Raw genomic sequence first — 25,240 nt, 5'->3', positions numbered from 1 at the left:
AGGTGACATGCAAAGAAGACGTTGCAAAGAAACCCTTGCAACGTCTTCTTTGCATGCCTACGCTCAGCGCATGCCCGAGCCCGAGAAGGCCCCGAAGGCCCCCGAGGAGCACGAGACCCGCGTGCTCGACCCGCGCTCCCTGCGCGGCCTCGCCCACCCCCTCCGCATGCAGCTCCTCCGGTCCCTGCGCCACCAGGGGCCGGCCACCGCCTCCCAGCTCGCCGAACGCCTCGGCGAATCCAGCGGAGCCACCAGCTACCACCTGCGCCAGCTCGCCGCCCACGGCTTCGTCAAGGACGACCCCAGCCTCGGGAAGGGGCGGGAGCGGTGGTGGAAGGCCGCCCAGCAGGGCATCCGCTGGGACGAGTCCCTGGACCGGAACGCCGACCCCGAGGTACGGGGCGCCGCCGACCTGCTCCTCCACGAGATCGCGACCAACCACACCCAGGAACTGTCGACCTGGCTCGCCACCCGCCACGAATGGCCCGACTGGACCGGCGCCTCCGACATGAGCGACTTCACCCTGCGCCTGTCGCCCGCCGCCGCGCGCGAACTCGGCGGACGGCTGCACGCGCTGATCGACGAGTACCGGAACGCGCCCGAGGCGCCGGACGCCGCGCGCGTACGGCTCCACCTGCACGCGTTCCCGCAGCGCGAGGCGTGACGGCGGGGGCCGCCACGCGGGGCCTTCCCCCACCCCGCCCCTTCCCGTAACCGGGGGCTCCGCCCCCGGACCCCCGCGCCTCACGCGCCGGCGAGGCTGGATTTCGCCGGGCGGGCTGTTTTCAGCCCGCCCGGCGTTTGAGGACCGGGGTCCGGGGCGGAGCCCCGGTTACGGGAAGGGGCGGGGTGGGGGAGACGCCCCGCGCCGCGGCCCCCCGCACCCCACGCCGCACCCGCACCCGCACCCGCACCGCCCACCCGACCACCCACGGGGGACCACAAGTGAAGAACGCGACCGAACGGCACGACCGGAAACCCCTGCTCACCGTCCTGACCGCCAACGCCATCTCCATCGCCGGCAACTCACTCACCCTCATCGGCGTCCCCTGGTTCGCCCTGGAGACCACCGGCTCCCCCGGCAAGGCCGGCTTCGTCGCCTTCTGCGCCGCCCTGCCCGTCGTCCTCTCCGCCGTCGCCGGCGGGCCGGTCGTCGACCGGATCGGCCGCCGCCGGGTGGCCATCGCGTCGGATCTGGTCTGCGCGGTCGCGCTCGCCGCGATCCCGCTGCTGCACCACACCGGGCTGCTCTCGTACGGGCTGCTGTGCGTGCTGATGGGCGTCAGCGGCCTGTTCCACGCCCCCGGCGAGACCGCCCGGTACGTCATGGTGCCGGACCTCGCCGCGCGCGCCGGGACCCCGCTGGCCCGGGCCACGAGCCTGTTCGACGCGGTCAACCGCGGGGCGCGGATGGGCGGGGCCGCGCTCGGGGGCGTGCTGGTCGCGGTGGTCGGCGCGGACAGCGTGCTGCTGCTGGACGCGGTCACGTTCGGCACCTCCGCCGTGCTGACCGCCGTCGGGCTGCGCCGGGTCGCCGCCGCCGCGCCGCGGCGTGACGGGCCGCCGCTCTCCCCGGCGCGCTACCGCGCGGACCTCCGCGAGGGGTACGCGTACCTGTTCGGCGACCGGCTGATGCTCGGCATCATGCTGATGGTCATGATCACCAACGGGCTCTCGCTGAGCTGGAGTTCGGTCCTGCTGCCGCTGCACGCCCGGGAGCACCTGGGCGGGCCCGCGACGCAGGGTCTGCTGGTCGCCGTCTTCGCGGGGTGCGCGCTCGCCGGGGCGCTGCTCTACGGCGCCGTGGGGCACCGTTTCCGCCGCCGTGGGGTCTTCACGGTGGGCTTCCTCGCGGCGGGCGCCCCGATGTTCGTGGTGGCGGCGACGACGGAGACGGTGGTGCCGCTGCTGGTGGCGGCGGTGGCGGCGGGGCTCGGCGCGGGGGTGCTCAATCCGATCCTGGGGACCGTGATGTACGAGCGGGTGCCGGAGGAGCTGCGCAGCCGGGTGGCGGGGGCCAGCACGGCGGGGGTCCTGATGGCGACCCCGCTGGGCGGTCTGGTCACCGGTCTGGTCGTGGAGCGGGCGGGGCTGACGGGCACGCTGCTGGGCGTCGGCGCGCTCTACTTCCTGGTGACGCTCGCGCCGGCGGTCTTCCCCGCCTGGCGCGGCATGGACAAGGTCTCCGTCAGCAGCTCGGAACCTTCGACTCCCGCCCCTGTCCGAGGTCCCGCAGGGACGTCACCGCGTCGCTGAGGGTGGAGACGGGCACGAGCCGCATCCCGTCCGGGAGTTCGGCCTCCGCGTCCGAGCACTCGTCCTTCGGCACGAGGAAGACGGTGGCGCCGTCGCGGGCGGCCGCCTGGGTCTTGAGGGAGACGCCGCCGACCGCGCCGACCTTCCCGTCCGGCGCGATCGTGCCCGTACCGGCGACGGTCCTGCCGCCGGTGAGGTCGCCGCCGTCGCCGTTCCCGTCGAGCTTGTCGACCACCCCGAGGGCGAAGAGCAGTCCGGCGCTGGGGCCGCCGACGTCGGCGAGGTGCAGCTCGACCTTCACCTCGGCCGGGTCCAGCTTCAGGTAGTTCAGGGCGGCGACGGCGGCCGCGTCCTGGGACTCCTTCATCTGCCCGAGGTTCCGCCGCTCGATCTCGGCGTCGGACTTCCCCGGCGGGTAGACGGAGTCGTGCGGCAGCACCGCCCGGTCGGTGCGGAACCAGGCGTCGGCCACCTCGGCGAGGTCCACGTCGGTGCCGGGGCCGGTGGCGAGGATCGTCGTCATCCGCAGCTGGCCGGTGGTGGGGCGGACCGGGGCGCCGGTGATCGTGATGACCTCCCGGCCCTTGTCCTTCCCGAGGACGTCGGCGGTGGTCCCGGGCTGGGCGATGGCGAACGGCAGCGGCGCGAGCCCGGCCACGGCGACCAGCGCCACGACGGGCACGGCGCACGCGGCGAGCACACGGGACCGGGGCATACGGGAGAGACGCGAGAGCACGCGTCCAATCTACTGGGCCCCGGATCCGGGCCGGGTCAGCGACCGGTCAGCGGCCGGTCAGCGGCAGGTCCCGCCCAGGGCCCCGCCGAAGAAGGCGCGCAGCTCCCGGCGGACGGCCGCGAAGGCCGCCGCCGCGTCGCCCGGGCCGACGAGCCCGTCCCGTACCGCGTCCGTGACGAGCCCGGCGGCGTGCAGCTGGGGAACGACGGCGGCGTGGTCGGTGAAGACCCAGTGGTTCGCGGCGCGCAGGGTACGGCGGCTGGCCCGCAGGCCCGCCCAGGAGCGGGCGATCCGCTCGGCGCCCTCGAAGCCGTCGGTGGCCATCAGGAGCAGCGGGCGGTGGCCCGGCCAGGGCTCCAGGTCGAGATAGCCCTCCAGGTCGGCGACGGCCCGGATCCTCGGGTCGCGGGCGGCGAGCAGCGCGGCGGCGGTGCCGCCCGCGGAGTGGCCGCAGATCCCGGTGCGGCGCGGGTCGGGCCCGGTGCCGAGCGGCAGTTCGCCGAACCGGTCGAGGACGAGCCGGAGGTCGGCGACGCGGGTGTCCACCATGGTGCGGAAGGTCACCGGGTCCGGCGGCCCGAACAGGACGGTCTCCCGGACCGACCCGTCGGGCAGCTCCACCTGGCTCGCCTCGCCGGGGTGGTCGACGAGGACGACGACCGCGCCGTGGCTGGCCAGCTCCTCGGCGAGCCCGCTGCCGAGGGTGCGGGCGTCGCCGCCACCGGGCGTGTACAGCACGACGGGCCTGCGCCCGGGCAGCGGCGGGGCCCCGGAGTGCGCGTGGGTCAGCGTCCCGGCCCAGTCGACGCCTGCCGCCGGCAGCCCCCGGACGAGCGGCGCGAGCGTCCCGAAGACGGGCGCCTCGGCGGGGGTGAGCTGCGGGGCGCGCGGGAGTCCGGCGACGGTCCGGGCCGGGTAGACGGCGCTGACCACGACCTGCCGGGCGCCGAGCGCGGGGTCCCACGGGTCGGTGCGGTCCCGGTCGGTGAAGGTGTGCCGGACGACGCCGACGGGGTGCGGGCCGGTGGGCGCGGGGAGCACCGGGACGAACGGGGCGGCGGCCCGGGCGGCCGGGCCGGTGCCGGCGGTGAGGGCGGTGAGGGCGGCGGAGGCGCCGCCGAGCAGCGCGGTCCTGACCAGGGTGCGGCGGGAGAGAGGGTTCATGCCCGGCATCCTGGAGCCCGGGGCCGCGCCGGGCCGAGCCTTGAGGCCGTACCCGAAAGGCCGGCCACGGGGCGCGGGACGGACGGCGGAGAGGGGCGGGGGACGTGCTGCGGGTCCATTTCACGGTGGAGGACCTGGCGCGGGTGCGGTGCGCGCCGCGCCCGGCGCCGGTGCCGGAGCTGCACGCGGCGCTGCTGATGCTCGGCGCCCCCCACGAGGGGCTTCTCTTCGGGCGGTGGCGGGCCAGGACCTTGCGGGCCCTGCCGGCGGCCGCGGCGCCGCTGGCCGATCTGGTGCCGGGCGGCTCGCCCCCCGTGTTCCTCGACGTGCGGGGCGGGACCCGGGAGGAGGGCTTCGCGGAGATCCGGGCGGCGGCCCCGGAGCTCGTACGGTCCGAACTGGAGCGGGTGTACGCCGGGCGCGGCCCGGCTCCGGCGTGGATCAGGGCCCTGCACGCCGGCGGGGCGGAGGGCTGGCGGACGCTCGCCGCCGCTCAGCGGGCGGCGTACGGGGCGGTCCTGGCGCCGGTGTGGGGGCAGGTGCAGGACCTGCACCGGGAGGAGTTCGCCCGGCACGCGGTGGCGCTGGCGGAGGGCGGGCTCGGGGCGGCGCTGACGGCCCTGGCGCCGGGCTCGGCCTTCGAGGGCGGGGTGTGGACGTGGCCGGCGGGGGCGGGGGCGGCCGGGGCGGGAGGCGCCGGGGCGGGGGTGGCGGTCCGGGACGTACGTCTCCGGGGGCGGGGGCTGGTGCTGGCGCCGACGTTCCACTGGCGGGGCGGGCCGCTGGTGCAGGACCGGCCGGGGCGGCCGGTGGTCGTCGCGTACCCGGCGGGGCCGGGGCTGCCTCCCGTACCGGACGGGGGCGCCGACCGGCCCGGGGAGCCGCTGGCGGGCGTCCTGGGCCCGACGCGGGCCGCGCTGCTGCGCGCCCTGCCCGCCCCCCGGACGACGACCGAACTGGCCAGGGCCCTCGGGGTGTCGGCGGCCACGGTCTCGGCCCACACCGCGGCCCTCCGCGCGGCGGGCCTCCTGGCCACGGCCCGCACGGGCCGCTCGGTCCACCACAGCCGCACGGCGACGGCGGAGCTGCTGCTCCGCCGGTGAGGGCCGCGGCCGCCGCGGTGGACGGAGCCGGTGGGCGCGGGACGGCTACCGCAGGGCGTCGGCGACCTCGCGGGCGGCGTCCACGACACGGGGGCCGACGCGCTCCGGCACGGCGTCCGCCAGCATGACCACGCCGACGCTGCCCTCTATGCCGGTGATCCCGACCAGCGGCGCCGCCGCCCCGCTCGCCCCGGCCTCCAGCTCGCCGTGGGTGAGGGTGAAGCCGGGGTCGATCAGGGTGCCCTGGCGGGCGGCGAGGATCGCCCGGCCGGCCGCGCCCCGGTCCAGCGGGTGGCGGAAGCCGGCCCGGTAGGCCACGTGGTAGTCGGTCCAGGTGGGCTCGACGACGGCGACGGCGAGCGCCTCCGCCCCGTCGACGAGCGTCAGGTGCGCGGTCGCGCCGATGTCCTCGGCGAGCGAGCGCAGCGCGGGCAGGGCCGCCTCCCGCACCAGCGGGTGGACCTGGCGGCCGAGGCGCAGCACGCCGAGGCCGACACGGGCCCGGCCGCCGAGGTCGCGGCGGACGAGGGCGTGCTGTTCCAGGGTGGCGAGCAGACGGTAGACCACGGTCCGGTTGACGCCGAGTTTGTTGGACAACTCGGTGACGGTCAGGCCGTGGTCGGTGTCGGCGAGCAGCTTGAGGACTCTGAGTCCTCTGTCGAGCGTCTGGGAGGTCTCCGCGGTCACGACGCCCTCTCCTTCGGAAAGTGAGTGGCGGCGGCTCCCACGGGGTTCGCGGCGCCGGTCCCGTCGGCGACGCACGTCAGAGGCCGCCGGCAGGAAGGGGTACACCGGCTGCGCTCCGCGGCGGCGCTGCCACGGGGCGGTTGCTTTGTGCCGGGACAGTAGCGACCCGCTCCGCTCAGCGGAAGACCTCGTCCAGAATCCGGGCGCGGACGACCGGATGCGGACGGTTCAGGACTTTCGTCGGCCCTCCTCGGGACTTTGGCTGACAGATGCGGCTATGTCGTGCCCGTAGCGTGGAGGGTGCCGATGGCCGTCCGTGGGGGCCGGCCCCGGTGCCGTACCGCTTCGCACGGAACGGCGGAGAGGCCCGTACGACCGCCGTCGTACGGGCCTCTCCCCTGTCCGTCGAGCCTCCGGGTCACCGCATCCGGGTGGCCCACTCCTGCACCTTCTTGATCCGCTCGCGGATCTGCCCGGCGGTGGCCTCCGCGCTCGGCGGCCCGCCGCAGACCCGGCGCAGCTCGGTGTGGATCACGCCGTGCGGCTTGCCGCTCTGGTGGACGTAGGCGCCGACCATGGTGTTGAGCTGCTTGCGCAGTTCGAGCAGCTCCTTGTGGGAAACGACGGGACGCCGCTCGGCCGGCAGCTCCAGCAGGTCCGCCTCGCTGTCCGGCCGCTTCCGGCTGTGCGCGATCTGCCGGGCCTGCCGCTTCTGGAGGAGGAGCTGCACCTGGTCGGGTTCGAGGAGGCCGGGGATGCCGAGGTAGTCCTGCTCCTCCTCGCTGCCGGGGTGGGCCTGCATGCCGAACTCGGCGGCGTTGTAGAGGACGCGGTCGAAGACGGCGTCGGACTCCAGCGCCTCGAAGGGCAGCATGTCCTGCTCGCCGGTGTCCTCGTCCTGCTGCTTCTCGGCCTCCGCGAGCTCCTTCTCGGACTCGGCGTACGGGTCCTCCTCGCCCTCCTTCTTCGGCTTGTCGAGCACGTGGTCGCGCTCGACCTCCATCTCGGTGGCGAAGCCGAGGAGGCTGGGGATGGTGGGAAGGAACACGGACGCGGTCTCGCCGCGCCTGCGGGATCGCACGAAGCGGCCGACGGCCTGCGCGAAGAACAGCGGGGTGGAGATGGTGGTGGCGTACACGCCGACGGCGAGGCGGGGCACGTCGACGCCCTCGGACACCATGCGGACGGCGACCATCCAGCGGTCGGTGGACTCGCTGAACTCGTCGATGCGGTCCGAGGCGGCGGCCTCGTCGGAGAGGACGAGGGTCGCCTTCGTGCCGGTGATCTCGCGGATCAGCTTGGCGTAGGCGCGGGCCGACTCCTGGTCGGAGGCGATCACGAGGCCGCCCGCGTCCGGGATGGACTTCCGCACCTCGGTGAGGCGCTGGTCGGCGGCGCGCAGCACGTTCGGCATCCACTCGCCGCGCGGGTCCAGCGCGGTGCGCCACGCCTGCGAGACCGCGTCCTTGGTCATCGGCTCGCCGAGGCGGGCGGCGATCTCGTCGCCGGCCTTGGTGCGCCAGCGCATGTTGCCGCTGTAGGAGAGGAAGATGACCGGCCGGACGACGCCGTCGCCGAGCGCGTTCCCGTAGCCGTAGGTGTAGTCGGCGGAGGAGCGGCGGATGCCGTCGTTCCCCTCCTCGTACGTCACGAAGGGGATCGGGTTGGTGTCGGAGCGGAACGGCGTGCCGGTGAGGGCGAGCCGGCGGGTGGCCGGGTCGAACGCCTCCAGGCACGCCTCGCCCCAGGACTTCGAGTCACCGGCGTGGTGGATCTCGTCGAGGATGACGAGGGTCTTGCGCTGCTCGCAGCGGTTGCGGTGGAGCATGGGCCGCACACCGACACCGGCGTAGGTGAGGGCGACGCCGTCGTACTCCTTGCTGAGCGGCCCGGCGCTGTACTCCGGGTCCAGCTTGATCCCTATCCGCGCGGCGGCGGCCGCCCACTGCTTCTTCAGGTGCTCGGTGGGGGCGACGACCGTGATCTGCTGCACGACGTGGTGGTGCAGCAGCCAGGACGCGAGGGTCAGGGCGAAGGTGGTCTTGCCGGCGCCGGGGGTGGCGACGGCGAGGAAGTCACGGGGCTGTTCCTGGATGTACTTCTCCATCGCGCCCTGCTGCCAGGCTCGCAGCTTGTTGGCGGTGCCCCAGGGAGCACGGCCGGGGAAGGCGGGAGAGAGGTGATGAGAGGAGGTGGCGGTGGTAGTCACGATCTCCGGTCACGGTTCGACGCTCGTCCAGACGCTCGTCCAGATATGACAACCGGGCCACCTTACCGGCGGGGCGGCCGGAACCTCGATCGAACACGGGACGGCCGGCGCTCTGACCTCGGGCCGTGCGGCGAGTCTCACATCCGGGGCGCGGCACGGGCTCGGTTCAGCGTGCGAACCTCGGGAGCTGCGCGGCGATCTTGGGGACGTCGAGGGCCCCCTGGCAGACGTCGAGGACGAACGTCTCGGCCTCGTCCACGTCGAAGTCGGCGTCGAGCGGATGCCCGTTCAGGTGCAGGAAGACCCAGGTCGCGTACCAGGCGATGCGCTTGTTGCCGTCCACGAGGCCGTGGTTGCGAGCCAGTGACTCCATGAGCGCGGCGGCCTTCTGCCACACGTCGGGGTAGGCGTCCTGTCCGAACACGCTGGACTGCGGGCGCGCCAGGGCGGAGTCGAGCAGACCGTAGTCCCGCACCTCGTCCGCGCCCAGCCTGGCCGCCAGGTTCAGCAACTCGGGGAGGGTGAGGTAGTACGTCACGCGAGCCTCCGGTTCAGCTCCCCACTGGCCTTCAGCACGTGCTCGGCTGCCTCGTTGAAGAGACGTGAGTGCTCGTTCACGGCCCGCATCACGGCATCGTGGGCGAAGGACTGCATGCTGCGTCCCTCGGCCTCCGCACGCTCGCGCAGGGCTTCCAGCTCTTCCTCGGTGAACCTGACATTCAGACCGGCCATACCTCACGGTACCGCGTGGTACCACCTGGTGTCATCGGCCTTCCGCTCCGCCCCGCAGCCGCGTCGCCACCCACGCCCCCACCGCCGCCACCCCCGCCATCGGCAGGAAGACCACGGCGAAGGCCCCGGGGTGGGACGCCCCGGACGCCGTGGCGCCGACCGCGTGCCCGACCGCCCCGCCGCCGAGCGCCGCGAAGGCCGCGCCGCCGGCGGCGAGCAGCAGCACGTTGGACAGGCCGTCGGAGATCTGCAGCGCGGCGGAGTTCGCTCCCGCCTCCTCCGGCGGGGACAGCTTCAGCAGCAGCACGCTCGTCGAGGCGATCACCACGCCCATGCCGAGGCACCCGAAGGCCCAGGCGACGGCGACCACCCACGCCGGCACGCCCGGCAGCAGCACGCTCGGCGCGGCGGCGATCGCGGCCGCCACCAGCAGCATCCCGAGCACGACCAGCCGCTCCCGGTACGGCTCCGTCCACGGCCGCGACTGGATCCACGAGCCGAGCGCCCAGGTCAGACCGCCGACGGCCAGCGACAGCCCGGCGAGCGTGGGGCTGAGCCCGCGCTGGGTGACCAGCATCAGCGGCACGAACGACTCGGCCGCGATGAAGGACCCCGCCGCCACCCCGCGCAGCAGGACCACCGACGGCAGTCCGCGCGCCGCCCGGACCGTACCGCGCGGCAGCAGCCCCCGTACGGCCGGCACGAGCAGCGCCGCGCCCACGGCGGCCGGCAGCAGCGACAGCCAGCGCAGCTCCTGCCCCGCGTACTGGAGCAGCCCCGCCCCCGCCGAGATCGCGAGCGCCAGCAGGATCCGCCGCCGGTCCCAGGGCGCGACCGGCGCCGACGGATCGGCGGGCCCGGAGGCGGTCCGCCGGATCGCCGGCAGCGCGAGGGCGAGCGGCAGCACGACCAGCGCGGGGATCCCGACGAAGACCCACCGCCACCCGAGGTGCTCGGTGATCGTCCCGGCGGCGAGCGGCCCGACCACGGACGGCACGACCCAGCTCGCGGCGAAGGCCGCCATGATCGCGGGCCGCAGGTGCTCGGCGTACGCCCGGCTGACGACCACGTACAGCGCGACGATCACCAGCCCGCCGCCCAGCCCCTGCACGGCCCGCCCGAGGATGAACACCCACATCGCGCCGGCCGTCCCCGACAGCAGCAGCCCCGCCGCGAAGGCGCTCATCCCGGCGGTCACCGGCAGCAGCGGCCCCTTCCGGTCGGACCACTGCCCGGCGACGACCATCCCGAAGAGGCTGGTCGTGAAGTACGCGGAGAACGCGAAGGCGTACACCGCCATGCCGTCCAGCTCCCGCGCGGCGACCGGCATGGCGGTCCCGACCGCCGTCGCCTCGAAGGCGATGAGCAGCACGACGGAGACGATGCCGACGCTGAGCGCCCGATGACCGACGTCGAGGACCGAACCCCGGGGGGCCTCGGGGGGCGGGACGACGGCGGTCTCGGCATCACGGGGTTCGAGGGCGCTCATGGGCCCAGGGTAAGGGTCATTCCCTTAGATGACCCCTGTCGCGGGCCGTATCCCGCCTCCCCCTTTGGTCGTACTCCCCGGCTGCGGACGGCCCACGGCGGAGCCCTACGCGGCGGGCGACGGCTTCACCACGGGGGCGCCCTCGAGGGGACCGCCCTCACAACCGAGTGCGTCGGTGGCCCGTCCCGCCAGGATGTAGAGGAGCTCGATCTGCCGCTTCCGGGCCTCGGCGTCCTCCCGCCTCTCGGAGTTCAGCGTGTTCGACAGTTCAACCCGGAACACCGCTTTCCGGGAGGCTTCGTCGAGCTCTCCCGGCAGCCGGCAGGCCACGAAAAGCTTGGAAAGCCAGTAGGTCGACTCGACACGGGCACCGTTTACGTCGTAAAGGGCGATCTCCTTCGCCGGGACTCCGCTCCAGTTCGACGCGCCGGGAGAGGTCCACGAGAACTCGACGCCCACTCCCTTCGACCCTTCCTTGGGCCGAGGGTTGTAGCTGCACGTGTACTGGGGCGACGTGTGACTCCCCGGCTTCATCTGACGCAGCCCTGATCCGAGCCGCTGCACCAGCTTCTCCGTCGGAATGTAGAAGTTCGTGATGAACTGATCGGATCGGAGCGTCCGCTGCACCGCCTTCTCGCCGTCCGAGCCTTCTTCCATGCCGCAGAAGTAATCCGGGGACGGCATCGACGCGGGCTCGGACGTACAGGACGTCGCCAACACGGCAAGGACGAGCAGCCCGGCGAAGCGCATGCGCAAGTCATCCCGCCTTCGGTGACTGGAGATGCGACTTCGCCGCGTCCCTGCCGCCGGTGAAGGAGTTGTTGGCCCCTTCCCGCGCTTCCTTGAAGGCGTTGCTGTCCAGGATCTGCTCACGCTCGCCCCAGTTTCGCATCATCGCGTTGAGGCCGTCCGCGCCTGCGGCATAGTTCCCGCTTCCTTCCCGCTTGGCCGTGTCCTCGGCTTCGTCCACGACGCTCTGTTCCCATTCGAATCCGACCGTGTCGACGAGCGAACTGGCCGCCGAACCCACCAACGGAATCTCTCCGACGACGCCGTTGACGCCGTTGATGGAGTACTTGGCGGTCTCCTCAGCCCACTTCTCTCTGTCGTCCTGCTTGTCGACGTAGACGTCGGCACCGATTCCGTTCAACGCCCCCATGGCACTGCCGATGCCATGGGCCCGAACGTTCCAGTCCGCGCTGTCGTCATGCAGCCTGCCGGAAAAGCTCGGGGCGTCGTTCAGCACCGACGCGGCGTAGGTCCGCTCGGTGTCGTACAGCAGGGAGAACGCGGGGGCATCGTCCGCGATACCGCGCATGACCCGGACGAGGCTGCCCTGCCCCACTGCGATGTTCGCCCGGTCTCCTGAACCGTGGATCGAGTCGCTTCCCCCGACGCCCCCGTAGTTCATGTCCTGACCGCCGAGGATCTCGTGCGTGTCCGCCACGTAGTCGGCCATCGCCTGCGCCATGGGCCGGCGCAGGTTCTCCAGGTGCTCCGGGAACTCGTCGCCGCCCATCTCGTTGTCGAGCAGTCGGATGGCGTCGTGCATCACGCGCGCCTGGCCCTCGGTGTGGGGACCGGGCGGGCCGAGCTTCTCGCCGGGCTCGTGCCCGGTGGCCGCGGCTTGGACGGCCGCGCCGAGGCCTTCCGCCTTGGGCGCGCCCTCGAGGTTCCACTCGCGCTCGGTGAGCAGGTACGCGAGGTGGTCGTTCTTGTTCCCCTCGGCGGCCGGATCGAGGAAGTACTCGGCCGACTCCGGGTCCTCGCTCATGGTCTTGAGCAGTGCGTCCAGCGGATCGACCACGAGGTTCGGGCGCTCGGGGTCGTCGTCGTGCGCCCAGTCCACGTGCTCCCGCTCGGCGTCGATGATGCCGTGGCCCACGTCGTTGAGGAACTGCTTTCCGTAGCCTTCGCCGTTCTCCATCAGTGTCGTGAGGACCTGGTATCCGTGGACCGGGTTGTCACCGCCCAGCGATTCGTCGCCGACGTTGTCGAGCTCCTGCATGAAGGGCTTGTAGGCGTAGCTGTTCGGATCCCTGGTGCCCGACACGAGCGTCGTGGCGAGGCTCGTCGTGATGGACTCGTAGAGCTTCTTGTCGGCCGCGGAGACGTCGCCGTCGTTGGCCGCCCTGTTCATCTGGTCGGCGAGTCGCAGCGTCCCCTCCGCGCCCAGGCCGTACAGGTATCCCTCGCTGAAGCGCTTGTCGTCGGCGTTCTGGCGCAGGAGTTCCCGGTAGTGCTCGAGTTCTTCGGGCGATGCCTTCCCCGAGCGGACCTTGTCCGTGAGGGCCAGTGCCTCCACCGCCTCGACGTCGCCGACCGGCCTCGGGTTGAACCCGGCCGGCCAGGTCGCGTCCGCGCCCGAGGCGTTCAGGAGGGCGCGCTTCACGTCCTCGTCCCACTCGGCGACCGCCTTCACCGCGTTCATGATGGCGCGGGTGTGGGAGTCCTCGACGTTCGGGAGGTCCGGGTCCTGACGGACGGTCTTCGCCGTGGCCGCGTCGACCTTGCCGAAGTCGTAGCTCGCGACGCCGCTGTCCGAGACCTTCATCCCCGCGTCGACGGCGTCGGCGACCGCCGACTTCACCGCCGCCTTGCGTTCGACGAACCCGGCGTGCGCGTCACGAAGAAGCGACTCCATGGCGCGCGCTTCCTTCTGCGCGGAGGCGTACTCCTTGCGCGTCACCACGAAGGGCTGGATCGACGCGGTGGCACTCTCCCCGCTCCAGCCGCCTCCCGTCGAGACGCTCTGGACCTCCTTCGCGAAGATGTCCTCGAGGATCGTGAACTTCGCCGCCATGTTCTTCCAGCCGTCCGCGGCGCCGGTGAGGGCGGAGAAGTCCATCTCCATGATCTGCTGGTAGCTCGGCACGGGTCCCGCCCTACCGTTCCAGGCCCGAGAGCCCGGACTGCACGGAGCGGACCGTCAGACCGGCCGTCGCGTCGGTTCCCGTCAGAGTGCTGACCGCGCCCCGCAGGCCCGCCTTGTGCGAACTCAGCCGCCCCATCAGTTGCTTCACCTGGTCGTCCCACTTCTCGTGGGCCTTCTTGAGGCCCACGGCCGTGTCCCAGCCCGCGAAGGACCTGACAGCCGCGGCCGTCGGCGCGTCGGCGACGTCGGCCGCTTTCCGCGTACCGGGCTCCAACGTGGTCTCGATGGTATTGGCCGCCTTCTTCTTCTTCTCGGGCACGCTTCCCAGGACACCGGCCCCACCGGGAGCTCCGGCGCCCCCGCCGGCTCGGTTCAGCTGCATCTGCGTCGACTGTCGTTCAGCGGCTTCGGCCTTGAGCCGTTCCCACTCCTGCCAGGCCATCGCATACCCCCGTCCACCAGTGCAACCCGAAAGCTTACGCATGTACGCAGAAGCACACGGACGTAGACGTCGAGATCCGGCCTGTCGACGAAACCCGTGACACCTCGTCCGAGCAGCAGGCGAATCGATACTGCTCACGCGTTCACGTTCGCTATCAGCCACCCGGGCCGTCGGCAAGTTCGTCAGGTGTCCCGCCCCTTCTCCCCCCGCTCTCGCCCTCGCCCCGCGCGCGACTGTGAACGGCGTGTGGCAGCGGCATTGCGGTCCCGTGGCATGCCCCCGGAGCCCCTTGAGGACCTTTCCGGCGGCTCCTAATGTCTTCCTTGTCGCCACACCAACCCGACCGTGTGCCCGAGTGGTTCAGGGGCTCGTCTGCAAAGCGAGTGACGTCGGTTCGAATCCGACCACGGTCTCCGAGGTTCCTCCCCGCCGGCGCATCCGGTGGGGAGGAGCGCGGCTTCGTTCGCACGGATGCCTCCATGCCCTTCACCCGGGGCATGGAGGCATCGGTGCGTTGGGGGGGGAGTCGGCCGGCGCCCTGGCGGAGGAGCGACGGGACCCGCGGCGAGCGGGTGCCGTCGTGCGTCGGCGCGTCGTCAGGCCGTCGCCGCCACCGCCGCCTGCGGCCGGATCGGCAGCCGGTTGACCGGGCGGCCGGTCGCCGCGCGGACCGCCGCCGCCACCGCCGCCGGCGAGGTGACGACGGGGACGGCGCTCGCCGCCTTCGCCCCGAAGGGGGCGACGACGTCCCTCTCCTCGACGAGCTTCACGATCCGGATGTCCGGGGCGTCCAGCGAGGTCGGCAGCGCGTAGCCGGTGAAGTCCGGGTGGCGGACCAGGCCGCGGGCGGTGCGCAGGTTCTCGGTGAGGGCCGCGCCGACGCCCTGGGTGACGCCGGCCTCGATGCGGGTGGCGAGCTGGGCGGGGTTGAGGACGCGGCCGACGTCCTGGGCGACGGCCATCTCCACGACCCGGACGGCGCCGAGTTCGATGTCGACGTCGACGACCGCGCGGATCGCGCAGAAGGCGAGGCCGACGAAGGCGTCGCCCTGCCCGGACTCGTCCAGCGGCTCGGTGGGGTGCGGGCGGCACTGGGCGGTGGCCCACAGTTCCTTGCCGTCCATCTCCTCGGCGACGGTCGTCGAGAGGACCCCGTCGTACGAGGTGATCTTGCCGTCGCTGATCTGGAGCAGCTCCGTCGACATGCCGAACTTGTGGGCCAGCGGCTGGAGGAGCTGGGTGCGGACCATCTTGGCGGCGCGCTCGACGGCGCCGCCGGAGACCCAGGTGTGCCGGCCGTGGGTGGCGGCGCCGGCCGGGGGCTGGTCGGTGTCGACGGGCGCCACGTGGACCTCGTCGACGCCGAGGGTCTCCTGGACGATCTGGCGGGCGAGGGTGGTGAAGCCCGAACCGGTGTCCACCGCCGAGCAGATGACGGTGGCGACGCCGTCGAGGACCCGGACGGTGGCCGTGGAGACCTCGTCGGTGCCCTCGGCGCCGAGCATGTGCACCATGCCGAGCGCGTAGCCCACGCCCCGGCGCACCGCGCCCGGTTCGCCCGCGCCCTCCGGCCCGCCGGGCAGCAGCCAGTCCTCCTCGGGGGTGTCCTTGGGGAGGGCGGGCAGCGGGAAGTCCCGTACGGCGGCGAGGAGTTCGGCGACGGGGGCGGGGCAGGTGACGGTCTGGCCGGTGGGCAGCAGATCGCCGGTGGACATGACGTTCCGCATGCGCAGCTCGGCGGGGTCGATGCCGAGGCGGCCGGCGAGCTTGTCCATCTGCGCCTCGTAGGCGGCGCAGACCTGCATCGCGCCCTCGCCGCGGACGTGTCCGGAGGGCGGGTTGTTGGTGCGGACCGCCCAGCCCTCGACGAAGGCGTGCGGGACGACGTACGGGCCGCAGGCGAAGGCGACGGCGGCGGCGAGGGACTCGGACGAGGAGTCGGCGTACGCGCCCGCGTCCAGCAGGATCTGGGCCTCCACCTTGACCAGGCGGCCCTCGGCGTCGGCGTGGTGGCGGTAGCGCAGCAGGGTGGGGTGCCGGTGGGCGTGGCCGAGGAAGGACTCCTCGCGGGTGGCGGTGAGTTTCACCGGGCAGCCGGTGCGCAGCGCGAGCAGGCCGAGGGGGATCTGGAAGCCGGGGTCCTCGCGGTCGCCGGTGGCGCCGGGGACGCCGGTGACGACGACCTTGACCTGGTCGGGGGTGAGACCGAAGCAGGCGGCGGCGAGGTCGCGGTCGGTGTGCGGGTCGGTGGAGGCGGTGTACAGCTCGACGCCGCCGTCGGGGCGGGGCACGGCGAGTCCGGCCTCGGCGCCGATGGGGGCGGGGTCCTGGCGGCCGACCCGGTAGAGGCCCTCGACGACGACCTCGCCGGTGGCCTCCGGGTCGCCGAAGCGCAGCGGGATGTGCCGGATCAGGTTGCCGTCGGGGTGGAGGGGTTCGGCCTCGAACGCCTTCTCCGGGTCGGTGACGGGCTCCAGGAGCTCGTACTCGACGAGGATGGCGGCGGTGGCGAGCCGGGCGGTGTCGGGGTGGTCGGCGGCGACGGCGGCGATGGCCTCGCCGTGGTGCCGGACGAGTCCGTCGGCGAAGACGGGCCGGTCGGCGACGCGCCGGCCGTAGGTGGCCGCGCCGGGCACGTCGGCGGCCGTCACCACGGCCCGTACGCCGGGCATGGCCTCGGCGGCGGAGGTGTCGACGGAGACGATCCGGGCGTGGGCGTGCGGGGAGCGCAGGATGGCGGCCCACAGCAGGCCCTCGGCCCACAGGTCGGAGGCGTACGGGAAGGTGCCCTCGGCCTTGGCGCGGGCGTCGGCCTGCGGCAGGGAGGCGCCGAGTCCGAGGACCGGGGCCTCGGGCTCCGGGGCGGCCCCGGCGGCCTCCGCGAAGGGGAGTGTGGGAATGGCGGTGGTCGCGTCGCTGCTCACGCCCTGCCTCCGTCGTGCTGGTGCGGGATGCGGGCCGAGGCGTCGTCCTCGCCCGCGGTGGCGTGCTCGGTGGCGGCCCGCTCGGCGACGACGTCCTCGACCGCCTTGAGGACGCCCCGGTAGCCGGAGCAGCGGCAGAGGTTGCCGGCGAGGGCCTGGCGGGTCTCCAGCTCGGTGGGGGCGTGGTTGCCTTCGAGCAGGTCGTGCACGGTCATGCACATGCCCGGGATGCAGAAGCCGCACTGCACGGTGCCGCAGCGCGACAGGGCCCGCTGGACGTCGGACGGCTCGCCGTCCACGGCGAGCCCCTCGACGGTCCGCACCTCGCAGCCGGCGGTGGTCGCGGCCGGCACCAGGCAGGAGGCCACGAGCCGTCCGTCCACCTGGACGTTGCAGGCCCCGCACTCGCCCTGCGAGCAGCCGTCCTTGGCGCCGGCGAGACCGAGCCGCTCGCGGAGCACGTAGAGCAGCGACTCGCCGATCCAGGAGTCCGTGACGGGCCGGTCGGCGCCGTTGACCCGCAGCACGTAGGAGGTGTGCGGGTGCTCGTCGCTGTCGACCGAGGTGTACGAGGGCACCGGGGCGTCCGGCACGGGCCCGGGGACGGCGACGGCCGCCTCGGCGTCCGGCGCGTGCTCGTGGTCCGGCGCGTGCTCGTGGTCCGGCGCGTGCTCGTGGTCCGGCTCCGCGGCGCCCTCCGGCTCGGCGGCCGGTTCGTGCCCCGGCTCGCCGGCGGGCCCGTCACCGGCCTCGGACTCCGGCTCGACGAGGGCCTCGGCGACCGGCTCGGCGACCGGCTCGGCCACGGCGTCCGGCACCGCCCACGGCGCCGGGGCGCCGCCCGGCAGGGTCGGCGGCGCCTGCTCGTACGAGACGGGGGCGGGCGCCTCGGCCGGCACCTCCGCGACGGGGGCCGCCGGGAAGTCCGCGAGCCCGCCCGGGACCTCGTGCGCCCCGGGCGCGAACGCGACCTCGTGCGCCTCGACGCCCAGCGGGACCTCGGGGGCGGCCGGGACCCCGGGAACGTTCGGCACCTCGGGGGCGAACAGGGCCTCCGGGGCGGCGCCCGGCTCCGCCGGCACCTCCCACTGCCCGGTCCCGCCGAAGTGCCACTCCGCCGTCGCGTGCGGGTCGTGCTCCACGTACGGCCGGGCCACCGGCGCGCCCGCGCTCTCGTCGCCGTACCCGTGCGGCAGCGGCTCGGGTCCCTGCTCCGGGAAGCCCTGCCCGGGCTCCGGGGCGAAGAACTCGACGCCCTCGGCGGGCTGCGCCAGCGGCTGGAGCGGCACGATCATCGGCGGCGTGTAGCCGTGGCCGGGGGCCTCCAGGGGGACCCCGTCCAGCATGAACTCCGGCGGCAGGTGGACGAAGGCGGTCGCGCCCTCGTCGTACCCCTCGCTCTGCGGGATCGGCTCCCAGCCGCCCGGCGCGGCCGGGGCCGCGGTCTCGTTCTGCTCGTGGTTGCCGGTGTTCACGACAGGGCCCTCCCCAGTGCCCGGCGGGCGAGAGTGGCGACGGTGCGCCGCAGGTGCTGTACGGCCGGCGGCAGCTGGGCGCCGTCCGGCGGATCGGGGACGCAGGCGGCGGCCACGTACTCGCCGAAGGCGGTCAGCGCCTCCGGGGCGAGCGCCCGGTCGTTGTCCCAGTCGACCAGGGAGGCGATCCAGCGCTCGGCCTCCAGCGGGCGCAGCGGCATCGGGGCGACCGCGCCGACGGCGCAGCGGACCCCGCGCCGGGCCGGGTCGAGAACGACGGCGACGGAGGCGGTGGCGCGGGCCGGGCCGGTGCGGCCGGTGGCCTTGAGGAAGACCTGCGGGGCGTGCAGCAGCGGCACCCGGACGAAGGCGACGAGCTCGGCGGGGGCGAGCAGGTCGCGGCCCGCGAGCAGGTGCGAGACGGGGATCTCGCGGCTGCCGAGCGGGCCGACGACGACGAGGTCGGCCTCCAGGGCGGCGAGCACGGGCAGCGAGTCGCCGGTGGGGGCCGCGGTGACGACGTTGCCGCCGAGGGTGCCGGCGTTGCGGATCTGGGGCGGTCCGGCCGCGCGGGAGGCGGCGGCGAGGGCCGGGATGAGGGCGGCGAAGTCGGGGCGGCCCATGCGGGCGTGGGTGAGGCCGGCGCCGAGGAGGGCGTGGCCGTCCTGGTACTGCCAGCCGCGGATCTCGTTGATGCGGCTGAGGCCGACGAGCCCGGCGGGGCGGAGCTGGCCGCGGTTGACGGCGGCCATCAGGTCGGTGCCGCCGGCGACGGGCACGGCGGCCGGCATGGCGGTCAGCGCGGCCACGGCCTCGTCGAGCGAGGCGGGCAGCGTCACGGACTGCGCCGTCTGTGGTGCGTGCGTGGTCAACCCGCTGCCCCTTCCCGGTTGTCCCGGTCCGTCCCCGACTGTGCCCGGCCGCCGCGCCTGCGAGCGGGCGCACGGCGCGCCTGTGTGTGGGCGTACCGTACGTGCTCACAGGCCGGACGTGGCAACTCTGGCACATCTTGCGGGCCGTCCGGAGCGAGGGGCCGCGCGAGCCCCCTCCCCGCCCGGGTGCCCGGGACTCCCGGGACGCCCGGGATGTCCCGAGAGCCCCCGGACGCCCCGGGAAGCCCTGACAGAGAAGGTAACTCCCGTTTCGCCGCTCCCGGGTGACCCCGGGGAGCGAGGTGGCTCACACGATCGGGGGCGGGCCGTCGATCGGGCGGCCGAGGAGACCGGGGCGGCGCTGCCAGGGGGCGGGTCCGGTGGGCGGCCGGTAGGCGACGCCGAGGGCGTCGAGGCGCCGGTAGTGGGTCTCCATGCGGCGCAGGAAGCCGTCCGTGTCGCGGTCGTCGGGGGCGGGCAGGGCGGACCAGGCGACCTCGGCGAAGGCGGCGAGGCGGGGGAAGACCTGGTAGTCGACGCGGGCGCGGTTCTCCATCACCTCGGTCCACACGTTGGCCTGGGTGCCCAGGACGTGCCGGGCCGCCGTCTCGGACAGGCCGGGCGGCACGGGCTCGAAGCGGTAGACGTCCTCCAGGGTGCGCACGAAGCCGATCGGGACGGGTTCGTCGGGGCCGTCGTGCTGCCGGTGGTCGAGGTAGACCTGCTGTTCGGGGCACATGACGACGTCGTGGCCGGCCTCGGCGGCGGCGATGCCGCCGCCGTACCCGCGCCAGGACGACACGGCGGCGCCGTCGGCGAGGCCGCCTTCGAGGATCTCGTCCCAGCCGATGAGCCGGCGGCCGCGGTCGGTGAGCCAGCGGTCGAAGTGGCGGACGAACCAGGACTGGAGTCCCTCCTCGTCGCCGACGCCGAGTTCCGCGATGCGGGCCTGGGCGGCCGGGGACTCCTTCCACTGGTCCTTGGGGCACTCGTCGCCGCCGATGTGCACGAAGGTCGACGGGAAGAGCTCCAGGACCTCCTCCAGGACGCCCTCGTAGAAGCGCAGCACCTCCTCGGTGGGGGCGAGGATGTTCGGGTTCACGCCCCAGGTGTCCCAGACGGTGAGGGCGGCGGTGTCGACGACGTCGGTGTTGCCGAGCCAGGGGTAGGCGGCGATGGCGGCCTGCGAGTGGCCGGGGAGGTCGATCTCGGGGACGACGGTGATGTGCCGTGCGGCGGCGTAGGCGACGATCTCGCGGATGTCGTCCCGGGTGTAGAAGCCGCCGTGCGGGGTCTCGTCCCACAGCGGCGAGGCGCGGTGGCCGCGCTTGGAGCGGGCCCGCCAGGCGCCGACCTCGGTGAGGCGCGGGTACCGCTCGATCTCGATCCGCCAGCCCTGGTCGTCGGTGAGGTGGAGGTGGAAGACGTTCAGCTTGTGCGCGGCCATCAGGTCGAGCAGCCGCAGCACGTCCTCCTTGGCGGTGAAGTGCCGGGAGACGTCGAGGAGGAGGCCGCGCCAGCCGAAGCGGGGGCGGTCGGCGATCTCGGTGTACGGGAGCGCCCAGGTCCGTCCGGGCAGCGGCGCCCGCCGGTACGCGTCGGGGCCGAGGAGCTGGCGGAGGGTCTGGGCGCCCCAGAAGAGCCCGGCGGGGCCGCCGCCGTCGAGCAGGACGCCGTCCCGGGTCACGGAGAGCCGGTAGCCCTCGGGGCCGTGCTCCTCCGCGGTCTCCGGGGAGATCCGCAGCCGGATCGCGCCGGGGCCGGTGCCGTCGGGCAGGGGCAGCCCGGTGGCGGCGCCGAGCACCGGGCGCAGCAGGCGGGCGGTGCCCTCGGTGCCGGGTCCGGCGTCCAGGGCGGTGGTGGCGTCGAGCGGGAGGCTCCCCTCGGGGTGGCGGGCCGTCAGGGGCGCGGGGATCAGATCCGTCTCTGTCATCACGTCAGTCCTTCACCGCCCCGCCCAGCCCGGAGACCAGACGGCGCTGTACGAGTACGAAGAAGACGAGCACCGGGACGGTCATCACGGTCGAGCCGGCCATGATTCCTCCCCAGTCGTTCTCGTCGGGTTTGAAGAAGACCAGCAGCGCCATCGGGAGGGTGGACTGCGAGGTGTCGCTGATGAGGAACGACTTGGCGAAGAGGAAGTCGTTCCAGGTGGAGATGAACGAGAAGACGCTGGTCGCCACGAGTCCCGGCAGGACCAGCGGGAAGAGGATCGTCCACAGGAAGCGGGCGTGGCTCGCCCCGTCGATCCGCGCCTGCTCCTCCAGCGCCTCCGGGACGGCCCGGACGAAGCCGCGCAGCATCCAGATCGCGAACGGCAGCGAGAAGGCGAGGTGCGGGAGGACCAGCGAGCCGAGGGTGTTGAGGAGTCCGGCGTCCCGCATGAGGAAGAAGAGCGGGATGGTCAGGGCCTCGACCGGCACCGTCTGCGCCACCAGGAACAGGACGAGGAGGGTGGTGCGGAACCGGAAGCGGAAGCGGGTGACGGCGGTCGCCGCGAGGAAGGCGATGGCGGCGGAGGCGACCACGACCGCCGTCGCCACCAGCAGGCTGTTGAGGAAGTAGCGGCCGAAGTCCTGCTGCTCGAAGACGCGCCGGAAGGAGTCGAGGGACGGCGAGAGCGTCCACGGCCGGGGGTCGGTGGACTGGATCTCGCCGGCCGGTTTGAGGGCGGAGAGGACCATCCAGTACAGCGGGAAGGCGACGACGGCGGCGGCGAGCAGGGCGGTGGCCTCGGCGAGCAGCCGGCCGGGGGTGCGGGGGGCGGTCACAGGTCCTCCCCCTGGCGGCGCAGGATCCGCAGGTACACGAGGGTCACGGCCAGCAGGAGCAGCAGCATGACGACGCCGATGGCGGCGCCCAGGCTGTACTGGGAGGACGCGAACGCCTGTTGGTAGGCGTAGACGTTGAGGACGAGGTTCTGCCCGGCGATGCCGCCTCCGTTGGTCATGACGTAGATCTGGGTGAAGACCTTGAAGTCCCAGATGACGGACTGGATGGTGACGACGGCGAGGATCGGGCGGAGCAGTGGCGCGGTCACGGTGCGCCAGATCCGCCACGGGGAGGCGCCGTCGAGGGCGGCGGCCTCCAGGACCTCGGTGGGGACGGCCCGGATCCCGGCGTAGACGGTGACCATCACGAAGGGGAACGAGCACCAGACGACTTCGAGGAGGACGAGCGCGAAGGCGCTGTACCGCCCGTAGGTCCAGGAGAAGTCGCCGAGGCCGAGGAGTCGGTTGACGGGGCCGAAGTCGGCGTCGAAGAGGAAGACCCAGACGGTGGAGCCGGTGACGGCGGGGGTGGCCCAGGCGCCGAGCGCGGCCAGCATCAGGGCGAGGCGGGGCAGCGCCCGTACCCGGGTCAGGAGGACGGCGAGGGCGCAGCCGACGGCGAGGGTGCCGGCGACGCAGGCGGCGGCGAAGACGGCGGTGGCGAGCAGGACCTGACGGAACCGCGGGTCGGTGAAGAGGGCCGTGTAGTTGGCGAGGCCCTGGAAGGAGGTGGGTTCGCCGCCGCTGACCTGGGCCTGGGTGTACTCCAGGAAGGAGATGAGGCCGAGTTGGTAGACGGGGTAGACGAGGAGGGCGCCGAGGACGGCGAGGGCGGGCAGCAGGTAGAGCCAGGGGGTCCAGGCGGAGGTCCCGGTGCGGGACTTCGCGGTACGGCTCCGGGGCCGGCGGGCGGCAAGGGCGACGGTCATCCGGTTCAGCCCGCCTCGGCGAAGGCCGCGTCCATCTTCTTCGCCGCGTCGTCGGCGGCGTTCTTCACGTCCTTCCGGCCGCTGGCGATCTCCTGGAGCATCGTGGGGACGACGAGCGAGGAGTCGATGCGTCCCCAGGCGGCGGTGGCGGGCACGAACCTCGTGCCGGCGGCGAGGGTGTCGATGAAGGGCTTCACGAAGGGCTTGCGCGCGGCGGCGGCGGTGCGGACGTCGGTGAAGGTGGGCAGGAAGCCCATCGCGTCGAACAGCTCGGCCTGGGTCTCCTTGCCGGCGAGGCTCTTGGTCAGCTCGACGGCGAGGGTGCGGTGGGCGCTGGACCTGAGGACGCCGATGTTGTTGCCGCCGGCGAAGGCGGGGGCGACGGAGCCGGGCGTGGTGCCGGGGAGCGGGACGACGGCGTAGTTGCCCTTGACCCGGCCGGCCTCGACGGCGGCGTGGCTGAAGTCGCCGCCGATGGCCATGCCGGCCTTGCCGGCGGCGAAGGCGGTGACGGTGGCGTTGCCGCCCATCTGGGCGCAGGTGGCCGGGGGGCAGTTGTCGTCACGGAGGAGCGAGGTGTAGGCGGTGAGGCCCCGGACGGCGGCGTCGCTGTTCAGGGCGGCCTTGTAGGTGCCGGAGGCGTCCTTGACGGCGAGGTCGCCGCCGGCGGCCCAGACGAAGGGGAGGGCGCCGTAGGTGTAGGCGCCGCCGACGGCGATGCCGTACAGCTCCGGCCTGGCCTTGCGGATCTTCTTCGCGGTCGCGACGAGTTCGTCCTGGCTCCTGGGGGCGGTGAGGCCGAGCTCGCGGAAGACGTCGGTGCGGTAGTAGAGGGCCCGTACGCCGACGAAGAGCGGGGCGCCGTAGACCTTTCCGCCGACGGTGACGGACTCCCTGGCGGTGGGGTCGGTGGAGCCGGCCTGGTCCCAGGCGGTGAACTCGGCAGTGATGTCGGCGAGTCCGCCGTCCTTCACGTAGCCGGCGGTGTCGGTGTTGCCGTACTCGATGACGTCGGGGGCGGACTTCGGGTCGTTGAAGGCCGCCTTGACGCGCTGGGCGCGGGTCTCGACGGGGATGTACTCGACCTCGACCCGGGCGCCGGGGTGTTTCTCCTCGAAGGCGGCGACGGCCTCGTCGACGACCTTCTCCTTGGGCTGGTTGGCGACCTCCTGGAAGAGCCAGACGCGCAGGGTGCCGGTCTTCTCGTCGCCGCCGGCGGCGGGTGCGGAGGTCTGGGGCGCGCAGGCGGCGAGGACGAGGGCGGCGAGCGGCAGGGCGACGGGGGCGGTGATCCGGGCAGGAAGCTTCATGGCGGTTCCCCTCCGAGCGTGCGTTGCAACATACGCAACGGGCGTTTCGTGCTGCACAACAACAGCGGTGAGGTTAGGCGCGCCCGCCGATCACGACAAGAGGTCTCGACCACTTCCCGCCCGCCGCGGGGCGGCAGGGCAAACGAAACGGCCCCCGTCGAGAGCCGGGCCGGGGTTACTTCCCCTTGCCGCCCTTGTCCTTGTCCTTGTCGCCACCCGAGCCCATGGACTCGTAGATCTCCTTGCACATGGGACAGACCGGGTACTTCTTGGGGTCACGCCCCGGCACCCAGACCTTTCCGCACAGTGCGACGACGGGAGTGCCGTCGAGGGCACTCGCCATGATCTTGTCCTTCTGGACGTAATGGGCGTAGCGCTCGTGGTCGCCGTCACCGTGGGACACCTGCGGCGTCGGCTCGACGAGGGTTCCCGTACCTGCCCCGCGCTCGGGCTCGAGAGTGCTCATGGCACCCAAGGGTACTGGGAGCCGCGGGACTCAGTTGAGCGAAGGGTCGTCCGGGTAGGTCGCGACCATCGCGAGGTCGCCGCGCTGCCGGCGGAGGACCTGCCGCCAGAGGGTCTCCGGGGTCGGCGAGGAGACGTCGCCGGGCTCGGACTCGACGACGTACCAGGCACCCTCGGTCAGTTCGGTCTCCAGCTGGCCGGGGCCCCAGCCCGCGTAGCCGGCGAAGATGCGGAGCGCGCCGAGGGCGGGGCCGAGGAGCTCCGGCGGGGTCTCCAGGTCGACCAGGCCGATCGCGCCGAAGACCCGGCGCCAGCCGATCGGGCCCTCGTCGCCGGGGATGACGGCGAGGCCGAGGGCCGCGTCGAGGGAGACCGGGCCGCCCTGGAAGACCACGCCCGGCTCGCCGGCCAGCCCCGCCCAGGGGGCGAGCACGTCGCCGACGGTGACGGGGGTGGGCCGGTTGAGGACGACGCCGAGCGAGCCCTCGTCGTCGTGGTCGAGCAGCAGCACCACCGCGCGGTCGAAGTTCGGGTCCGCGAGGGCGGGGGTGGCCACGAGCAGCCGTCCTGTGAGCGAGGACACCTCGGTCATGCGACACATGATCCCGCATCTTCGGCGCGTGCGGGGGTTCTCGGGCGCAATGCCGGGAAACCCGTGGAAGCCGAGGCGAGCCTCGCAGGTCGGGAGGGGCGGGACAGGACCGTCCGGACCGCCCGCCCCGGACAACCGGACGGTGACAGTCCGCAAGATCGCGGGAACGGAGGGTGTTGTGCCGAATTCATTACATCTGACAGGCACCC

General features: G+C 73.5%; 23 protein-coding genes and 1 tRNA gene. 5 read left to right on the top strand and 19 right to left on the bottom strand.

All coding sequences use genetic code 11. The features are described 5' to 3' along the window. The first annotated feature begins 70 nt into the window (after nt 1-70). Together IF73_RS0116630 and IF73_RS0116625 are read left to right on the top strand one after the other, a co-directional pair. Entirely contained in the window at nt 71-664 is a 594-nt protein-coding gene (locus IF73_RS0116630) for a helix-turn-helix domain-containing protein (protein WP_031008462.1), read from the top strand. A gap of 281 nt (nt 665-945) precedes the next feature. After that, nucleotides 946-2,256 (top strand): MFS transporter, encoded by a 1,311-nt coding sequence (locus IF73_RS0116625; RefSeq protein WP_037879427.1) that lies wholly within the window; start codon nt 946-948, stop codon nt 2,254-2,256. Here IF73_RS0116625 and IF73_RS0116620 read toward each other — a convergent pair. Next, entirely contained in the window at nt 2,189-2,971 is a 783-nt protein-coding gene (locus IF73_RS0116620; RefSeq protein ID WP_031008448.1) for a S16 family serine protease, read from the bottom strand. The genes IF73_RS0116625 and IF73_RS0116620 overlap by 68 nt on opposite strands. Before the next feature lie 78 nt (nt 2,972-3,049). Continuing rightward, nucleotides 3,050-4,156, bottom strand: a complete 1,107-nt coding sequence (locus tag IF73_RS0116615; RefSeq protein ID WP_031008446.1) for an acetylhydrolase — start codon at nt 4,154-4,156, stop codon at nt 3,050-3,052. A gap of 104 nt (nt 4,157-4,260) precedes the next feature. On the opposite strand from IF73_RS0116615, the gene IF73_RS0116610 reads away from it, so the two are divergent. Continuing rightward, nucleotides 4,261-5,259, top strand: coding sequence for a winged helix-turn-helix domain-containing protein (locus IF73_RS0116610; RefSeq protein WP_031008445.1), 999 nt, complete (start codon nt 4,261-4,263; stop codon nt 5,257-5,259). A gap of 45 nt (nt 5,260-5,304) precedes the next feature. On the opposite strand, the gene IF73_RS0116605 is transcribed toward IF73_RS0116610, so the two are convergent. The 7 genes from IF73_RS0116605 to IF73_RS0116575 form a co-directional block, all read right to left on the bottom strand. Continuing rightward, nucleotides 5,305-5,946 carry an IclR family transcriptional regulator gene (locus tag IF73_RS0116605; RefSeq protein WP_031008443.1) on the bottom strand — a complete coding sequence of 214 codons (642 nt, stop codon included), beginning with the start codon at nt 5,944-5,946 and terminating at the stop codon, nt 5,305-5,307. Nucleotides 5,947-6,364: 418 nt separating this feature from the next. Beyond that, nucleotides 6,365-8,158 carry a DEAD/DEAH box helicase gene (locus IF73_RS0116600; RefSeq protein WP_037879424.1) on the bottom strand — a complete coding sequence of 598 codons (1,794 nt, stop codon included), beginning with the start codon at nt 8,156-8,158 and terminating at the stop codon, nt 6,365-6,367. Between the two features lie 163 nt (nt 8,159-8,321). Next, nucleotides 8,322-8,693, bottom strand: coding sequence for a type II toxin-antitoxin system death-on-curing family toxin (locus tag IF73_RS0116595; protein WP_031008438.1), 372 nt, complete (start codon nt 8,691-8,693; stop codon nt 8,322-8,324). Beyond that, nucleotides 8,690-8,887 (bottom strand): plasmid mobilization protein, encoded by a 198-nt coding sequence (locus tag IF73_RS0116590; RefSeq protein ID WP_031008436.1) that lies wholly within the window; start codon nt 8,885-8,887, stop codon nt 8,690-8,692. The genes IF73_RS0116595 and IF73_RS0116590 overlap by 4 nt, the downstream gene beginning before the upstream one ends. A gap of 31 nt (nt 8,888-8,918) precedes the next feature. Beyond that, nucleotides 8,919-10,376, bottom strand: a complete 1,458-nt coding sequence (locus IF73_RS0116585) for an MFS transporter (RefSeq protein WP_031008434.1) — start codon at nt 10,374-10,376, stop codon at nt 8,919-8,921. 105 nt (nt 10,377-10,481) lie between these two features. Next, nucleotides 10,482-11,126 (bottom strand): hypothetical protein, encoded by a 645-nt coding sequence (locus tag IF73_RS0116580; RefSeq protein ID WP_031008431.1) that lies wholly within the window; start codon nt 11,124-11,126, stop codon nt 10,482-10,484. A gap of 7 nt (nt 11,127-11,133) precedes the next feature. After that, a complete protein-coding gene (locus IF73_RS0116575) occupies nt 11,134-13,068 on the bottom strand; it encodes a DUF6571 family protein (RefSeq protein WP_158822018.1) in 1,935 nt (644 codons plus the stop codon). On the opposite strand from IF73_RS0116575, the gene IF73_RS41005 reads away from it, so the two are divergent. Beyond that, nucleotides 13,055-13,243: a hypothetical protein gene (locus IF73_RS41005; RefSeq protein ID WP_158822016.1), complete on the top strand. Its 189-nt coding sequence runs from the start codon at nt 13,055-13,057 to the stop codon at nt 13,241-13,243. The two genes, IF73_RS0116575 and IF73_RS41005, sit on opposite strands and share 14 nt — an antisense overlap. A gap of 18 nt (nt 13,244-13,261) precedes the next feature. On the opposite strand, the gene IF73_RS0116570 is transcribed toward IF73_RS41005, so the two are convergent. Then, nucleotides 13,262-13,693: a hypothetical protein gene (locus IF73_RS0116570; RefSeq protein ID WP_051716863.1), complete on the bottom strand. Its 432-nt coding sequence runs from the start codon at nt 13,691-13,693 to the stop codon at nt 13,262-13,264. A gap of 341 nt (nt 13,694-14,034) precedes the next feature. On the opposite strand from IF73_RS0116570, the gene IF73_RS0116565 reads away from it, so the two are divergent. Then, nucleotides 14,035-14,106: transfer RNA gene (locus IF73_RS0116565), tRNA-Cys, on the top strand. A 183-nt stretch (nt 14,107-14,289) separates the two neighbouring features. On the opposite strand, the gene IF73_RS0116560 is transcribed toward IF73_RS0116565, so the two are convergent. The 9 genes from IF73_RS0116560 to IF73_RS0116520 all read right to left on the bottom strand — a co-directional run bounded on the left by IF73_RS0116560 (nt 14,290) and on the right by IF73_RS0116520 (nt 25,031). Then, complete coding sequence (locus IF73_RS0116560) at nt 14,290-16,617, bottom strand: xanthine dehydrogenase family protein molybdopterin-binding subunit (RefSeq protein ID WP_031008425.1); 2,328 nt, start codon at nt 16,615-16,617, stop codon at nt 14,290-14,292. Beyond that, the gene (locus IF73_RS0116555; protein ID WP_051716861.1) at nt 16,614-18,092 is read right to left on the bottom strand and encodes a 2Fe-2S iron-sulfur cluster-binding protein; all 1,479 of its coding nucleotides are present in this window, start codon (nt 18,090-18,092) and stop codon (nt 16,614-16,616) included. Before IF73_RS0116555 ends, IF73_RS0116560 begins: the two co-directional genes overlap by 4 nt. Further along, complete coding sequence (locus IF73_RS0116550) at nt 18,089-18,964, bottom strand: FAD binding domain-containing protein (protein ID WP_031008421.1); 876 nt, start codon at nt 18,962-18,964, stop codon at nt 18,089-18,091. Before IF73_RS0116550 ends, IF73_RS0116555 begins: the two co-directional genes overlap by 4 nt. 307 nt (nt 18,965-19,271) lie before the next feature. Continuing rightward, entirely contained in the window at nt 19,272-20,897 is a 1,626-nt protein-coding gene (locus IF73_RS0116545) for a beta-N-acetylhexosaminidase (RefSeq protein WP_031008419.1), read from the bottom strand. 4 nt (nt 20,898-20,901) lie between these two features. Then, the gene (locus IF73_RS0116540; protein WP_031008417.1) at nt 20,902-21,735 is read right to left on the bottom strand and encodes a carbohydrate ABC transporter permease; all 834 of its coding nucleotides are present in this window, start codon (nt 21,733-21,735) and stop codon (nt 20,902-20,904) included. Then, the gene (locus tag IF73_RS0116535; RefSeq protein WP_031008415.1) at nt 21,732-22,664 is read right to left on the bottom strand and encodes a carbohydrate ABC transporter permease; all 933 of its coding nucleotides are present in this window, start codon (nt 22,662-22,664) and stop codon (nt 21,732-21,734) included. Before IF73_RS0116535 ends, IF73_RS0116540 begins: the two co-directional genes overlap by 4 nt. 5 nt (nt 22,665-22,669) lie before the next feature. Further along, the gene (locus IF73_RS0116530) at nt 22,670-23,974 is read right to left on the bottom strand and encodes an extracellular solute-binding protein (protein ID WP_031008413.1); all 1,305 of its coding nucleotides are present in this window, start codon (nt 23,972-23,974) and stop codon (nt 22,670-22,672) included. A gap of 175 nt (nt 23,975-24,149) precedes the next feature. Then, nucleotides 24,150-24,440 (bottom strand): DUF3039 domain-containing protein, encoded by a 291-nt coding sequence (locus IF73_RS37680; RefSeq protein ID WP_037879418.1) that lies wholly within the window; start codon nt 24,438-24,440, stop codon nt 24,150-24,152. Between the two features lie 30 nt (nt 24,441-24,470). Continuing rightward, entirely contained in the window at nt 24,471-25,031 is a 561-nt protein-coding gene (locus IF73_RS0116520; RefSeq protein WP_031008411.1) for a YqgE/AlgH family protein, read from the bottom strand. Between the last annotated feature and the right edge of the window lie 209 nt (nt 25,032-25,240).

It is taken from the genome of Streptomyces sp. NRRL F-5727 (assembly GCF_000719555.1).
Lineage (GTDB): Bacteria > Actinomycetota > Actinomycetes > Streptomycetales > Streptomycetaceae > Streptomyces.
Note: the sequence above shows the minus strand (reverse complement) of the source record. Positions and strands in the feature narration are given on the sequence as shown.

Coding starts and splice junctions, on each gene's coding strand:
- IF73_RS0116545 (WP_031008419.1), bottom strand. CDS start 20,897: ATGACAGAGACGGATCTGATCCCCGCGCCCCTGACGGCCCGCCACCCC.
- IF73_RS0116580 (WP_031008431.1), bottom strand. CDS start 11,126: ATGCGCTTCGCCGGGCTGCTCGTCCTTGCCGTGTTGGCGACGTCCTGT.
- IF73_RS0116535 (WP_031008415.1), bottom strand. CDS start 22,664: ATGACCGTCGCCCTTGCCGCCCGCCGGCCCCGGAGCCGTACCGCGAAG.
- IF73_RS0116590 (WP_031008436.1), bottom strand. CDS start 8,887: ATGGCCGGTCTGAATGTCAGGTTCACCGAGGAAGAGCTGGAAGCCCTG.
- IF73_RS0116570 (WP_051716863.1), bottom strand. CDS start 13,693: ATGGCCTGGCAGGAGTGGGAACGGCTCAAGGCCGAAGCCGCTGAACGA.
- IF73_RS37680 (WP_037879418.1), bottom strand. CDS start 24,440: ATGAGCACTCTCGAGCCCGAGCGCGGGGCAGGTACGGGAACCCTCGTC.
- IF73_RS0116615 (WP_031008446.1), bottom strand. CDS start 4,156: ATGAACCCTCTCTCCCGCCGCACCCTGGTCAGGACCGCGCTGCTCGGC.
- IF73_RS0116630 (WP_031008462.1), top strand. CDS start 71: ATGCCCGAGCCCGAGAAGGCCCCGAAGGCCCCCGAGGAGCACGAGACC.
- IF73_RS0116620 (WP_031008448.1), bottom strand. CDS start 2,971: ATGCCCCGGTCCCGTGTGCTCGCCGCGTGCGCCGTGCCCGTCGTGGCG.
- IF73_RS0116520 (WP_031008411.1), bottom strand. CDS start 25,031: ATGACCGAGGTGTCCTCGCTCACAGGACGGCTGCTCGTGGCCACCCCC.
- IF73_RS0116530 (WP_031008413.1), bottom strand. CDS start 23,974: ATGAAGCTTCCTGCCCGGATCACCGCCCCCGTCGCCCTGCCGCTCGCC.
- IF73_RS0116585 (WP_031008434.1), bottom strand. CDS start 10,376: ATGAGCGCCCTCGAACCCCGTGATGCCGAGACCGCCGTCGTCCCGCCC.